At 68.0% G+C, this 13,217-nt stretch carries 11 protein-coding genes; 5 read left to right on the top strand and 6 right to left on the bottom strand.

Going from position 1 to position 13,217, the window contains the following annotated elements:
- Position 1: 1 nt before the first annotated feature.
- From A5704_RS07025 to A5704_RS07015, 3 genes are all read right to left on the bottom strand, one after another.
- Positions 2 to 1,261 (bottom strand): glutamate-5-semialdehyde dehydrogenase, encoded by a 1,260-nt coding sequence (locus A5704_RS07025; RefSeq protein WP_067888125.1) that lies wholly within the window; start codon positions 1,259 to 1,261, stop codon positions 2 to 4.
- A 105-nt stretch (positions 1,262 to 1,366) separates the two neighbouring features.
- Positions 1,367 to 2,812: a mechanosensitive ion channel domain-containing protein gene (locus tag A5704_RS07020; RefSeq protein ID WP_067752505.1), complete on the bottom strand. Its 1,446-nt coding sequence runs from the start codon at positions 2,810 to 2,812 to the stop codon at positions 1,367 to 1,369.
- Complete coding sequence (locus A5704_RS07015; protein WP_067781975.1) at positions 2,809 to 5,049, bottom strand: adenylate/guanylate cyclase domain-containing protein; 2,241 nt, start codon at positions 5,047 to 5,049, stop codon at positions 2,809 to 2,811. The genes A5704_RS07020 and A5704_RS07015 overlap by 4 nt, the downstream gene beginning before the upstream one ends.
- 149 nt (positions 5,050 to 5,198) lie before the next feature.
- Between A5704_RS07015 and A5704_RS07010 the strand changes: the two genes are divergently transcribed.
- The 3 genes from A5704_RS07010 to A5704_RS07000 all read left to right on the top strand — a co-directional run bounded on the left by A5704_RS07010 (position 5,199) and on the right by A5704_RS07000 (position 7,327).
- Positions 5,199 to 5,876: a cation transporter gene (locus tag A5704_RS07010; protein ID WP_082954796.1), complete on the top strand. Its 678-nt coding sequence runs from the start codon at positions 5,199 to 5,201 to the stop codon at positions 5,874 to 5,876.
- 64 nt (positions 5,877 to 5,940) lie between these two features.
- Entirely contained in the window at positions 5,941 to 6,819 is an 879-nt protein-coding gene (locus A5704_RS07005) for a PfkB family carbohydrate kinase (RefSeq protein WP_067888122.1), read from the top strand.
- 100 nt (positions 6,820 to 6,919) lie between these two features.
- Positions 6,920 to 7,327 carry a hypothetical protein gene (locus A5704_RS07000; protein WP_067888134.1) on the top strand — a complete coding sequence of 136 codons (408 nt, stop codon included), beginning with the start codon at positions 6,920 to 6,922 and terminating at the stop codon, positions 7,325 to 7,327.
- A gap of 50 nt (positions 7,328 to 7,377) precedes the next feature.
- Here A5704_RS07000 and A5704_RS06995 read toward each other — a convergent pair whose 3' ends face one another.
- Positions 7,378 to 9,420 carry an NAD(+) synthase gene (locus tag A5704_RS06995; protein ID WP_067783115.1) on the bottom strand — a complete coding sequence of 681 codons (2,043 nt, stop codon included), beginning with the start codon at positions 9,418 to 9,420 and terminating at the stop codon, positions 7,378 to 7,380.
- A gap of 59 nt (positions 9,421 to 9,479) precedes the next feature.
- Here A5704_RS06995 and A5704_RS06990 point away from each other — a divergent pair, with 59 nt between their 5' ends.
- Positions 9,480 to 10,019 (top strand): cysteine hydrolase family protein, encoded by a 540-nt coding sequence (locus tag A5704_RS06990; RefSeq protein WP_067752495.1) that lies wholly within the window; start codon positions 9,480 to 9,482, stop codon positions 10,017 to 10,019.
- 50 nt (positions 10,020 to 10,069) lie between these two features.
- On the opposite strand, the gene A5704_RS06985 is transcribed toward A5704_RS06990, so the two are convergent.
- Complete coding sequence (locus A5704_RS06985; RefSeq protein WP_067888119.1) at positions 10,070 to 10,939, bottom strand: hypothetical protein; 870 nt, start codon at positions 10,937 to 10,939, stop codon at positions 10,070 to 10,072.
- A gap of 81 nt (positions 10,940 to 11,020) precedes the next feature.
- On the opposite strand from A5704_RS06985, the gene A5704_RS06980 reads away from it, so the two are divergent.
- Positions 11,021 to 11,869, top strand: coding sequence for a Sir2 family NAD-dependent protein deacetylase (locus tag A5704_RS06980; RefSeq protein WP_067888116.1), 849 nt, complete (start codon positions 11,021 to 11,023; stop codon positions 11,867 to 11,869).
- Here the strand turns inward: A5704_RS06980 and A5704_RS06975 are convergent.
- Entirely contained in the window at positions 11,866 to 13,143 is a 1,278-nt protein-coding gene (locus A5704_RS06975) for a cytochrome P450 (protein WP_067752482.1), read from the bottom strand. The two genes, A5704_RS06980 and A5704_RS06975, sit on opposite strands and share 4 nt — an antisense overlap.
- Positions 13,144 to 13,217 lie beyond the last annotated feature (74 nt).

The raw sequence follows: 13,217 nt of genomic DNA, 5'->3' as shown, positions 1-13,217 counted from the left end.
GTCAGGCGGGCCGGACTTGCCCGTCACCCCACGCGATCCACTTGGTCGAGGTCAACTCCGGCAGCCCCATCGGGCCGCGCGCATGCAATTTCTGGGTGGAGATCCCGATTTCGGCGCCGAAGCCGAACTGCTCCCCGTCGGTGAACGCCGTCGACGCGTTGACCATCACCGCCGCCGCATCGACCCCGTCGCTAAACCGTTGCGCGGCAGCCATATTGCTGGTCACGATCGCCTCGGTGTGCCCCGTCCCGTACTCGTTGATGTGAGCGATCGCGGCGTCGATGCCGTCCACCACGGCGACGGCGATGTCCATCGACAGGTACTCGCGGCGCAGGTCGTCCTCGGCGGCGTCCGCCGAAACCCCGCCGTGCACGGTCACGCCCGCGTTCTCGAGGGCCGACACCAACCGGGGCAGCGCCTTCTTGGCGATCGTGGCGTCGACCAACAGCGTCTCGGCGGCATTACAGACGCTGGGGCGGCGGGTCTTGGAGTTCAGCAGGATTCGTTCCGCGAGGTCCAGGTCGGCTCCTTCGTGAACGTACACGTGGCAGTTGCCGACACCGGTCTCGATGGTGGGCACCTGCGCGTCGCGAACCACCGCGTCGATCAGGCTCGCTCCGCCGCGCGGAATCACCACGTCCACCAGGCCGCGGGCCTGGATCAGGTGCGTCACCGTGGCGCGATCGGCGGCCGAAAGAAGTTGCACCGCATCGGCGGGCAGGTCCTCACTGACCAGCGAGGCGCGCAGCACCTGCACCAGCGCCTGATTCGACCGCGCCGCCGACGAACTCCCGCGCAACAGCACCGCATTGCCCGACTTGAGCGCCAGCCCGAAGGCGTCGACGGTGACGTTGGGCCGGCCCTCGTAGATCATGCCGACGACGCCGAGCGGCACGCGCTGCTGCCGCAGGTGCAAACCGTTCGGCAGGGTGTACCCGCGAAGCACCTCGCCGACCGGGTCGGGCAGCCCGGCGACCTGGCGCAGGCCAGCGGCGATCCCCTCGACGCGTTTGGAGTCCAGCGCCAGCCGGTCGAGCATCGCGGTCGGTGTGCCCGCGGCTTCGGCAGCGCTGAGGTCGTCGGCGTTGGCGGAGAGAATCAGATCGGTGTGAGCCGCTATCGCGTCGGCCGCGGAGCGCAGCGCCTGGTCCTTGGCCACCGTCGGCAACAACGCCAGGACGCGAGAGGCGACCCGGGCGCGCCGGGCGGCATTGTGGACCTCGCGACGCAAGTCAGGAAGCGATGGTGCTTGCAGACTCATTGAACCAGGGTATCGGGCCTTGACCGGCCCAGCGCGGCGGCCCGGGTATTACGCCATCCGCTCCGCACGTAACGCGCCGGGACCGAGATTTCAAGCGTCGGCGAGTCAGCGCCGCGGTTTGGCCGGCTGCTGTCGCTCGACACCGGCATGGCCGGCCCGGTCGCGGCGGCCCGCCTCTCGCACCTTGGCCTGCCGCTCATCGATCAGTCGCCCTAAGTCTTGAAGCAGCAACGGTTTACGCATCACGAGGTGCTCGAGGTGCTCACGCTCGATCTGCAGCGCCGTCACCTCGTCCAGCGCGTAGGCGCCGGCCAGGTTGGGTTGACGGGTCAGCGCCGTCAGGCCGAGGAACGATCCCTCGTCGAGGATGCTGGCAGGCACCACCGACCCGTCCTCGGTCGTCGCCGTCAGCCGGACCCGCCCGGCGACCAGGAAGGTCATGCCCGAGGACACCTGACCGGCGGACTCGATGATTTCGTCGGCACCGTAGCGGACGAGCTTGGCGTACGGCACCAGCGATTGCTGATCGGTGTGACTCAGCCGCAACGCCGGGGCGACCACCGTGCGCAGCGCTTTCTCCACGCGCTGCTTGGTGGAGTAGTTGTCGTCGGCGCCGTCCAGCCGCAGGCGCGACCGCCGCGCGGCGTACCAGACCCAGCGCAGGAAGGTGGCTTCGGTGGCTTCCGCGTCGGCGGGCGACGTCAGCCTGATGGTGGTGCGGTACTGGGCGCCGCCCAGCGCGACGGTGGTCGGCAACACCTCCGGTCTGCGGGCCGGCAGCGCACCGGCGACCCGCGTCAACATCGCGCACACCTTGTCCGGGGCATCGCCGGCCGCGAACTTCGTGGTGATTGCACAGTCGTATGCCCGCGACGGGCGACTCAGGTTCGTGAACGAGGTGCTGGCCAGCATCGAGTTGGGCATGATGCGGATGCCGCTGCCGGTGTCGATGTGGACGGACCGCCAGTTCACTTCGACGACGCGCCCCCGCGTGGTACCGGTGTCCAGCCAGTCGTTGATCCGGAACGGCTGCTCGAAGAGCATGAACAAGCCGGACACGACCTGGCCCACGGAGTTCTGCAGCATCAACCCGATGACCACCGAGGTGATGCCCAGCGCCGTGAACAGGCCGCCGATCCGGACGCCCCAGATGTAGGAGAGCATCACCGCGAGCCCGACGCCGATCACTCCGAAGCGGGCGACGTCGATGAAGATGGCGGGCAACCGCTTGCGCCAGCTTTCGTCGGGCGCGCCCTCGAACACGGTGGCGTTCAGGGCCGACAGCACCAGCACCAACACCAACAGGCCGAAGATCGTGGTGAGGATCCGCACCGAGCCATCCCCGGCCGGGATCTGCGACGCCTTGACGACCAACAGCAGCAGTGCGCCCAGCGGCAGCAGATAGTTGCGCAGCAGGCTGACCTGCCTGGCCAGGTGGCTTCTCCGGCGGACCAGCGCGCGGTGCAATTCGGTGAGCAGGATCAAACAGACCGGGAATCCCAGCGCGACCCCGATCGCCCAGTAGAACCACGACGATTCGAACAGGTTCATGATCGCTCCGACAACCGGTAGATCGCCTGGTCCGTTCCGCCGACCGAGATGGTTCCCGCGGGCGCGAACTGGCGCACGTCACGCATCGCCTCGTACACCTGCGATGTGACGTAGATGCCCGATTGGTTTGAGCCGCTCTGCATTTGGTAGGCCAGGCTCACCGCGGCGCCCCACATGTCATACACGAGCCCCGAGCGGCCGACCAGTCCGCTGATGACGTTGCCGGTGCTGATGCCCACTCGAAGGCGCAACTCGTGACCCGTCTGGTTGTTGAACCGCTCGATGATGTGGCGCATTTCGAGCGCGAAGTCGACGCTCCGGTGAATGCTGTCCAGCCGCGGCGTGACCACGCCGCAGCTGGCGAGGTAGCCATTGTGGAAGGTGCGGATTCGCTCGACGCCGAGAGATTCGGCGGCCGAGTCGAATTGCCGGAAGAGTTCGTCGACGATCCCCACCAGCTCGTCGCCGGATATGCCGACGGAGACCTCGTCGAGCCCGACGATTTCGGCGAAGATGACGGCCACGTCCTGGTGTTCCTGCGCGATGGTCTCCTGTCCCTCGCGATATCGCTGCACGACGGACTCGGGCATCAGCGCCAGCAACAGGCGGTCGTTCTCCCTGCGCTGTTCGTTGAGCAACTCCTCCTTGATCGCCAGGTTGCGGCTCATCTCATTGAAAGCCGCAGTCAGCTCGCCGATTTCGTCGCGCGTCTTCACCGGGATGTTGACCTCGTAGTCGCCCGAGGTGATCTTCTGCGTGCCGGCCTGCAGCCGACGGATCGGGCGCAACATCAGCTGGGCCAGCACCATCGACGCCACGCAGATGGCGAAGATCATGATCGACACGGCCAGCACGAGCGTTCTGCTGAACCGGCCGAGGCGTGCGAACGCGTCGGAGTTGTCGCGCGTTGCCAGGATCGACCAGTGCAGATCGGAGTTCGGCACCGTCAGCGGGGCGTAGGCCTCCAGTTCCCTGTTGCCCAGATAGTCGGTGGCGCTGAGGACTCCGGTTTGTCCGCGCTGGGCGGCGCGAAGGCCCGCGGTGGGCACCGGCTGCACCAGCGTCGTGCCACCGAGGCGGATCGCTTGCTCGACGACGTCGGGCGGGGTGCCGGACGCCACGGCCTCGCGTTTGTACTCGGCGGGATCCTCGAGGAAAAGCCTTGAGTCGGAACGCATCAGGTTATCCGGACCGGCGAGGTAGGTCTCGGTGGCCGGGCCCATCCCGGCGGCCTCCCAATGTTTGTCGGCCGTCATGATCTTGTTGATCTTCGAGATCGGCAGCGGCAGCGCCATCACGCCGTTGAATTTTCCGTTCATTCCCACCGGCGACACCACCCACGCCGTCGGGGCGTCGAGTTGCGGCTGGTACGGCTGGAAGTCGGTGATCCAGACGAAGTCGAGATCGTTGGAGCGCAGGGCCTTTTGGTATGCGTCCCGCAGATTGGACTCGCGGTACGGGCCGGTGAGGATGTTGGTGCCCAGATCGGGGCCCTTGTTCACCGAGTACACGACGTTGCCCTGCATGTCCAGCAGCAGCGCATCCGGGTACTCGAAACGGGTGACGATGTCGCGCATGTAGAAGCCGTAGCGGCCGCTGGCCGCCGACCAGGCGCTGCCGTCCCCCGCGTCCTCGACCTTCCTCGCCTCGGCGATCGATGGGTACTGCGCGGTGTAGTTGGCCTGAAGGTACTTCTGCGCGTTGGAACTCGGGAAGATCGCGTTGCGATCGAGCTCCTCACCGGTGATGCGCTTGATCGGCTTGATCATGTTGTTGTCGTAGTAGTTGACGAGGGCCTGCTGTTGGGCCGGGGTGATCGTCGCGTTGGACAACTGCGCGAAGCCGTCGGTGAACGCCGTGGTCGCCTCGACGATGCTGAAGCCGCCGCTGTACACGATCAGCGAATTCGTGACCTCTTTGAACAGTGACTGCACCTGCCGCGCCTGGGACTCGCGCAGTTCGGTGAGTCGCTCGGATTCGACCTGGCGCAACGCGTTGCGGCCCGACGACGCCCCGATGAAGGCGATCACCCCGATCGACAGGATGCTGCACAACAGCAGCGTCAGCAGGAGCTTGGATTGCAGGCCGATCCGGAAGAGCCGACGACGGCGGAACTTACGGCCTCTACGGGCCTCGCCCGATTGCGCCACAACCGTTTCGGCCGGGTCGGGTGCCGGGGCGGGCGCAGGTGCGTTCTGGGAAGCCGGTTCAGCGTCTCGTAGCTCGCTCGATGTCACTCGACTTCGCCCTTCCTCGGACAGGCAGCATCGCTCACGCAGCACACTAGCGCGCGCGCCTCGAGATATGGGCGATTGCGGCAAAGCGTTCAAGGCGAAGAACGCTCGGGCCTTCAACAACCCGACTGAGTGCACCTATCCTTGGCGCTATGAGCGACGCCTGCGCGGACGGTTGCGACTGCGGCCCCAGCGACGTGGCAACCGTCCGGGGCGCCGAGCGCGACGCCGCTTGGACACGCGCCGCGCGCCGGGCGCGATGGCTCGCGTGGGCGAGCCTGTGCTGGATGTGCGCGGAGGGCGCGCTCGGGCTGTGGCAGGGGTTCGCCGTCGGGTCCATCTCGCTGATCGGCTGGGCGCTCGGCAGTGCCGTCGAGGGCTTGGCGAGCGTGATCGTCGTGTGGCGGTTCACGGGTGACCGCACGCTGTCGGAGACCTCGGAGCGCCATGCCCAGCGCGGGGTGGCCGTGTCGTTCTGGCTCATCGCGCCCTACATCGCTCTCGAATCGGTCCGGAATCTGCTCACCGGGGCCCGCCCCGGGACGACGGTGATCGGGATCGCCTTGACCGCGGTGGCGCTGGTCATGATGCCGCTGCTGGGATGGGCCAAGCGGCGGCTCGCCGGGCACCTGAACTCGCGGGCCACCGCCGGGGAGGGCACCCAAAACTATTTGTGCGCCGCGCAGTCCGCGGCGGTGCTGCTGACGCTGGCCGTCATCGCCGTGTGGCCGGGCGGCTGGTGGCTGGACCAGGCGGTCGGCCTGGTCATCGCCGGTGTTGCGGTCCGCGAGGGATTTGAGGCGTGGCACGGCGAGGACTGCGAATGCTGATGCAAGAGCCAAAATCGCGGCGCCGCAGACTGTTTGGCGGTTGCAATCGACTGACGTCGGCGTAATGGCGCGAGTCTGCGTGGTCGGCAGCGTGAACATGGACCTGTCGCTGCGCGTCGACACCCTCCCCCGCCCCGGCGAGACGGTGCTGGCGTCGTCGCTGACCTCCGCGCCGGGCGGCAAGGGGGGCAATCAGGCGGTGGCGGCGGCGCGTGCGGGTGCGCAGGTGCAATTCGTCGGAGCGGTCGGCGACGACTCGGCCGCGGCGCGGTTACGCGCCCACTTGCTGGACAACGGGGTGGCTCTGGACGGCACCGCCGCAGCGCCCGGGCCGAGCGGCACGGCGATCGTCGTTGTCGACGCCGACGCCGAAAACACCATCGTGGTGGCGCCCGGGGCGAACGCGCGGCTGACGCTGGACCGCGCCGCCGCGCGCGGCGCCATCAGCGGCTGCGACGTCTTGTTGACGCAGTTGGAGATCCCCGCGCAGGCGGCGGCGACCGCGGCACGCCTGGCCCGTTCGGCCGGCGCGGTCGTCATCGTCAACGCCTCACCGTCCGGGCAGGACCCCGGCTCGTTGTCCGACCTTGCCGCCGCGGCAGACGTGGTCATCGTCAACGAGGCCGAGGCCGACGAATGGCCGTGGCGCCCCGATCACCTGGTCACCACCCTGGGGGCGCGCGGCGCGCGGTACGCAGGTGTCGACGGCGACTTTGTGGTGCCCGCTCCGGCGGTGGCCGCGGTGGACACCACCGGCGCCGGGGACGTGTTCGCCGGTGTGCTCGCGGGAAGCTGGCCACCCCATCCGGGCTCGCCCGCCGGACGGCTGCACGCGCTGCGACGCGCCTGCGCCGCGGGGGCGCTGGCGACGCTGGTAGCCGGTGCCGGCGACTGCGCACCGGATGCCGAAGCGATCGACGCGGCGCTGCAATCGCTGGCCTGACCTGCGGTTGGCGGCAGTTGGCAGCGTCCGGCGTCGATCTGGCAGTAGTTCGCGGGCAACGTCGGTGGCGATCGTCTTCAGCCATCGAGAAAGGAACATCATGTCCGCTACCACGATTGATCGCACGGGCACCCGGGACGGCCTGCTGCGCCTGGCCATGCGCGCCGACGCCGCCATCAGCGGGCTGGTCGGCCTGGCCAGCATCCCGCTGGCCGGCCGGCTCGCCGAGCTCTCGGGTACCACGAAAGCGTTCGAGTACGGGATGGGCGCCTTCTTGCTCGGCTACGGCGTGCTGGTGTTCGGGCTCGCCAACCTGCCGTCGGTGCGCCGCGCCGGCATGGCCGTCATCATCGGCAACCTGCTCTACACGGTGGCCGCCGTGGTGCTGGTGCTCACGGACGTCTTCCCGCTGACCTCGGCCGGCGTCGCGTTGAACCTGGCGGCCGGGGCCTACACGCTGGTGTTCGCGGAGCTGCAATACCAGGGCTGGCGCCGCGCGAGGGCGTGAGCCGGGCCGTTTGTGGCCCGTCCGGCGATCCCGGGCGGGCCCGCGACGCGCTATTCCTCGGGAATCTGGCGGTCGATCTCGTCGAGCCAGATGCGCGCGGACATGTCCGACGGGGCGCGCCAGTCACCGCGGGGCGACAGCGCGCCGCCGTGCGACACCTTCGGGCCGTTGGGCAGCGCCGAACGCTTGAATTGGCTGAACGAATAGAAGCGCTGCACGAAGACCCCGAGCCAATGCCGAACCTCCTTCAGCGAGTAGGTCGGTCGCTTGTCCTCGGGGAATCCCGGCGGCCAGTTGCCCCGCTCGGGGTCGCTCCACGCGTGCCAGGCCAGGAACGCGATCTTCGACGGCCGGAACCCGTAACGCAACACGTGGAACAGTGAGAAGTCCTGCAGCGCATACGGTCCGACCTTGTCCTCGCTGCTCTGCAGCTCTTCCTCTTCGCCCTTCGGGACGAGCTCCGGGGAGATCTCGGTGTCAAGCACCGACTGCAGCACGTCGGTGACGTCGGATTCGAACTGGCCGGACGAGATCACCCAGCGGATCAGGTGCTGGATCAGCGTCTTCGGGACACCGCCATTGACGTTGTAGTGCGACATCTGATCGCCCACCCCGTAGGTCGACCAACCCAGCCCGATCTCGGAGAGGTCGCCGGTGCCGAGCACGATGCCGCCGCGCTGGTTGGCCAGCCGGAACAGGTAGTCGGTGCGCAGGCCCGCCTGCACGTTCTCGAAGGTGACGTCGTAAACCTTTTCCCCACGCCCGAACGGGTGGTCCATCTCTTTGAACATCACCATCGCGGTCTCGGTGATGTCGATCTCGGCGAAGGTGACACCGAGCGCGCGGCACAGCTCGATCGCGTTGCGTTTGGTGCGGTCGCCCGTCGCGAACCCGGGCAGCGTGAACGCGAGAATGTCGCTGCGCGGCCGTTCCTCCCGGTCCATCGCGCGCGCGGCGACGATCAGCGCGTGCGTCGAATCCAGGCCGCCGGAGATCCCGATCACGATCTTCGGGTAGTTCAGCGCGCGCAGCCGCTGCTCGAGCCCCGAAACCTGGATGTTGTAGGCCTCGTAGCAATCCTGTTCCAGGCGTTCGCGATTGGCCGGGACGAACGGGAAACGCTCCACGTCGCGGCGCAATCCGAGGTCGCCGGCCGGCGGCTCCAGCCGGAAGTCGACGCGCCGGAACGACTCGGCCGCCCCGCGATGGTGGCGCCGGTTGTCGTCGAACGTCCCCATTCGCAGGCGTTCTGAGCGCAGCAGGTCGAGATCCACATCCGCGACGCTGCGTCGCTCCCCTTTCGGGAAGCGCTCGGACGAGGCCAGCAGTTCGCCGTTCTCCCACACCATGGTCTGACCGTCCCAGGCCAGGTCGGTGGTCGACTCGCCCTCGCCCGCGGCGGCGTAGACGTAGGCGGCCAGGCAGCGCGCCGACGCCGAGCGGGCAAGCAGGCAGCGGTCTTCGGCGCGGCCAATCGTGATGGGACTGCCGGACAGGTTCGCCAGCACCGTCGCGCCGGCCAACGCCGCCTCCGCACTGGGCGGGATCGGCACGAACATGTCCTCACAGATTTCGACATGCAGGACGAAGCCGGGGATGTCGGAGGCGGCGAACAGCAGGTCGGGGCCGAACGGGACGTCGGCGTCGCAAATCCGGATGGTGCCGCGCTCGTCATCTCCCGGCGCGATCTGGCGTCGTTCGTAGAACTCCCGATAAGTGGGCAGGTACGACTTGGGCACCACCCCCAACACGGCGCCACGGTGAATCACCACCGCGGTGTTGTAGATGCGATGGCGATACCGCAGCGGGGCGCCGACGACGAGGATCGGTAGCAGATCGGTCGAGGACGCGACGAGGCTCTCGATCGCGGCCGTCACGTCGTCGAGCAGGAGGTCCTGCATCACGATGTCCTCGATCGAATACCCGGACAGCGTCAGCTCGGGGAACACCGCCACCGCGACGCCGTCGTCGTGGCACTCGCGCGCCAGCCCCAGGACCGACTCGGCGTTGGCCGCCGGATCGCCGATCGTGGTGTGATGGGTGCACGCGGCAACCCGGACAAAGCCCTGGCTGTAAGCGTTGTAGAAGTCCATCGCCCTTCCATTGTCGCCTGACCGGTGTCAACCCGCGGCCGCCGGGTATCCCCTCCATCATGAGCGATACTGCCGTCGTGGTGGTCGACATGATGAACACCTATCAGCATCCCGACGCTGAAGAATTGATACCCAATGTGGGCAAGATCATCGACCCGCTGGCCGATTTGGTCCGGCGCGCACGGGAATCCGACGACGTGGACCTGATCTACGTCAACGACAACTACGGCGATTTCGCCGCTCAGTTCTCCGACATCGTCAGCTCCGCGCTCGACGGAGCCCGGCCCGATCTGGTGAAGCCGATCGCGCCGTCCGGAGACTGCCGCGTGATGACCAAGGTGCGGCACAGCGCCTTCTACGCGACCGCGCTGGCGTATCTGTTGAACCGGCTGGAGACCAAGCGGCTGGTCATCGCCGGGCAGGTCACCGAGCAGTGCATCCTCTACACCGCACTCGACGCCTACGTGCGCCACTTTCCCGTCGTCATCCCGACGGACGCCGTGGCCGGCATCGACACCGACCTGGCCGAGGCGGCGTGCAAGATGATGGAGAAGAACATGTCGGCCGAGATCACCACGGCCGCCGACTGCCTCGGTTAGTCAGGCGCGCCAGACCCGAAGGCCCGCCCTGGGAGGGCCACCCGGCGGGATCAGGCAACGAATTTCGGTGGCGGCAGCACCCTGCGGGTCGCGCGCGTCGTCAGCCCCGGAGACGAGCCCCAAGGCCCCATGTCGCTGCAGTCCCAGGCGTAGGCGGGCACACCGTCGCGGAGCAGCGGCGCGAGCTCGGGTATCGACAATTCCCTCGCGGACCAGGAGTACAGCTGGTCGAGTCGTGGCCGGATGACGCCGAGGTCGAGAACACGACCGAATCCGTTTTCCCGGCCGACGTACCAGTCCAGGTCCTCCCGCAGCGGGTAACGGTCCGGCAGCACCCGCGACAGCTGCAAGAAGATGCCGGTGACTGCCAGGCGCGGGTCGCCCAACAAGGGTGCGAGCGGTGACAGCCAGCCCAGCGCCAACCGCGGCGCCGCCACCAACGCGTGCGCGAAGAGGACCCGCACCAGCACCAGGTTGATGAAGAAGCGTTCGACGCGCGACTCGCCCTCGGCCAACTCATGGTTATCCAGGTAGGCCCTGACGATGATGGCGTTGTGGGCCCGGTACCACGTTCGCACCGACGGCCGGCGGATGAACGTCACCGAGTCGGCGACGCTCGACGAGGTGGTGGGGCCGCCCAGGCCGAGCACGTGGGCGCGCGCTTCGGCGGTATCGCGCAAGAGCCGGTCGTTGATCGCACGCCACCAGGGACTGCCCGGCGCCGCGGCGTCAGTGGGGTTCAGCACTCCGCGACGCAACTCCCAGCGCATGAACGCCAGCGCCGCGCGCCGGTAGGGCAGACGCCGCTCGTCCCAGCCGGCCGGTGTCTCGTAGAGGGTCCGCAGCAGCGCGAGCCGCGCCATCGGGTCATCACGCACCGAAGCGAGCTGTCCCGCGGCATGCTCGGCGGCTGTGGCCATGGCAACAATCAACCACATTGCGCCCGGTGACCGCTTGTGAAGGCAGACGTCCGGAGCTCGACGCCCCGTACCCTCGAACAGGTGACCACCCGCCGCGCCGAATCGCCGGAGCTGGTCGCGTTGCTGACCGGTCGCCGGATCGCGGTGCTGACCGGCGCCGGCCTGTCCACCGACTCCGGCATCCCCGACTACCGCGGAGCCGATTCGCCGCCCAGCAATCCCATGACGATCCGCCAGTTCACCTCGGATCCGGCGTTCCGGCAGCGTTACTGGGCGCGCAACCACGTCGGCTGGCGACACATGGACGACACGCTGCCCAACGCCGGGCACCGGGCGTTGGCCGCCCTCGAGCGCGCTTCGGTGGTGACCGGGGTGATCACCCAGAACGTCGACCTGCTGCACACCAAGGCCGGCAGCACCAACGTCGTCAACCTGCACGGCACCTACGCGCGGGTGGTCTGCCTGGGCTGCGGCTACACCATGAGCCGCGCCGCGCTGGCCGATCAGCTCGAATCGCTCAACCCGGGATTCGTCGAACGCGCCGGAGCGGGCGGCGGTCTGGCCGTAGCCCCCGACGCCGACGCCGTCGTCGCCGACACCACGTCGTTCCGCTACCTCGACTGCCCGAGCTGCGGCGGCATGCTCAAACCGGACATCGTCTACTTCGGTGAGAGCGTGGCCAAAGCGGTTGTCGACCAAGCCTATTCACTGGTGGAAGGAGCAGACGCGCTGCTGGTCGCCGGCTCCTCGCTAACAGTGTTCTCGGGCTACCGGTTCGTGCGTCATGCGGCAGCGCTCGGCACGCCGATCGCCATCGTCAACCGCGGTCCTACCCGCGGGGACGACCTGGCCACCGTCAAGGTCGACGGCGGCTGCTCCGAGCTGCTGACGTTGCTCGTCGAAGAATTGTCGCCGATCGCAATGCTTTAGAACGTGCACGGCATGCTGCGGATGGCGTGGACGAAATTGCCCGCCACGTAGGCGGGATCGCCCGCCTGGATGTCCGGCAGCTGGCGCAGCAGCTCCGCGAAGATGGCCCGCAGCTGTGCCCGGGCCACATGGGCACCGAGGCAGAAGTGCAGCCCGCCCCCGCCGAACCCGACGTGCGGGTTGGGACTGCGGCTCAGATCCAATCGCTCCGGATGGTCGAACACCTCGGTGTCCCAATTGCCGGACGGATAGAACATCACCACCTTCTCCCCCGCCCGGATCGTCTGGTCGCACAGCTCGAAATCCGTTGCCGCCGTGCGCCGAAAGGTCATCACGGGACTGGCCCAGCGGACGAATTCCTCGACGGCCGTTCCTATCCGGTTGTCGAAATCCTCCAGCAACCAGGCTCTTTGATCTCCGAAGTCGGTCAGCGCCTTCATCGCGTGGCTGGTGGTCTGACGGGTGGTGTCGTTGGCGGCCACGGAAAGCAGCACGAAGAAGGCCGCCACCTCCGCGTCGGTCAGCCGGTCGCCGTCGACCTCGGCGTTCACCAGGCCGCTGAACAGATCGTCGCCGGGATGATTGCGGCGCTCGGCCGCCAGCGCGCCGGCGACCTGGTGCAGGTACCCCTGATTTTCGAGCAGAACCTCCAGGGGGTGGCGACCGTCGAGGTAGATCGGGTCGGCCCAGGACACCAGCGCGTCCGCGGCGTGCGCCACCCGCTCTCGCTCCGATTCCGGAATCCCCACCATGTCCGACAAGGTGCGGATCGGCAGTTGCTTGGCGCAGTGCTCAACGAAGTCCGCCCCGCTGCCGGCCGCGCGCAGCTCCTCGACGATCGCCCTGGCGTTCGCCCTGATCGAGTCCTCGATGCGCCGGATCTGGCGTGGGGTGAACGCGGCGCTGACCAGCTTGCGCAGCTTCGTGTGCCGCGGCGGGTCCATCGCGAGGAACGACTGCGACGCTTCGAGGAGTTCCACCGGGATGTTCTCGAACATGACGCCCTGGCCCGAAAGGAACACCTCGTTGTTGCGGCTGACCGTGGCGATGTCGGCCCGCCGGGTGACCGCCCAGTAGCCCGGATCCGCGGGATCGGGCATCAGCGCGTCCTCGACCGGCGGATGCCAGCTCACCGGCCGCTCGGCCCGCAGCACCGCGAACGATCGTTCGCGGTCGGCCGCCGTCGTCGACCAGAACGCGCGGGAGGACAGGTCGATGGGGTCGTAGGGGCGGCCGGGCTTTTCGCTGCCCGACGTTCCGGTCATCACGGTCATGGCGATCCTCCGTTGCGTATGACCTCGGTCACAGACTCCAGCGACACTATTCCTAGACATCATGTCTAGTCAAG

Source organism: Mycobacterium sp. E735, from assembly GCF_001666955.1.
GTDB lineage: Bacteria > Actinomycetota > Actinomycetes > Mycobacteriales > Mycobacteriaceae > Mycobacterium.
This window is presented reverse-complemented; position numbering and strand designations above follow the sequence as displayed.

What these genes read in the sequence shown, in the direction of transcription:
- A5704_RS07025 (WP_067888125.1), bottom strand. Translation starts at nt 1,261, where the DNA reads ATGAGTCTGCAAGCACCATCGCTTCCTGACTTGCGTCGCGAGGTCCAC.
- A5704_RS06995 (WP_067783115.1), bottom strand. Translation starts at nt 9,420, where the DNA reads ATGGACTTCTACAACGCTTACAGCCAGGGCTTTGTCCGGGTTGCCGCG.
- A5704_RS06990 (WP_067752495.1), top strand. Translation starts at nt 9,480, where the DNA reads ATGAGCGATACTGCCGTCGTGGTGGTCGACATGATGAACACCTATCAG.
- A5704_RS07005 (WP_067888122.1), top strand. Translation starts at nt 5,941, where the DNA reads ATGGCGCGAGTCTGCGTGGTCGGCAGCGTGAACATGGACCTGTCGCTG.
- A5704_RS07020 (WP_067752505.1), bottom strand. Translation starts at nt 2,812, where the DNA reads ATGAACCTGTTCGAATCGTCGTGGTTCTACTGGGCGATCGGGGTCGCG.
- A5704_RS07000 (WP_067888134.1), top strand. Translation starts at nt 6,920, where the DNA reads ATGTCCGCTACCACGATTGATCGCACGGGCACCCGGGACGGCCTGCTG.
- A5704_RS06985 (WP_067888119.1), bottom strand. Translation starts at nt 10,939, where the DNA reads ATGGCCACAGCCGCCGAGCATGCCGCGGGACAGCTCGCTTCGGTGCGT.
- A5704_RS07010 (WP_082954796.1), top strand. Translation starts at nt 5,199, where the DNA reads ATGAGCGACGCCTGCGCGGACGGTTGCGACTGCGGCCCCAGCGACGTG.
- A5704_RS06975 (WP_067752482.1), bottom strand. Translation starts at nt 13,143, where the DNA reads ATGACCGTGATGACCGGAACGTCGGGCAGCGAAAAGCCCGGCCGCCCC.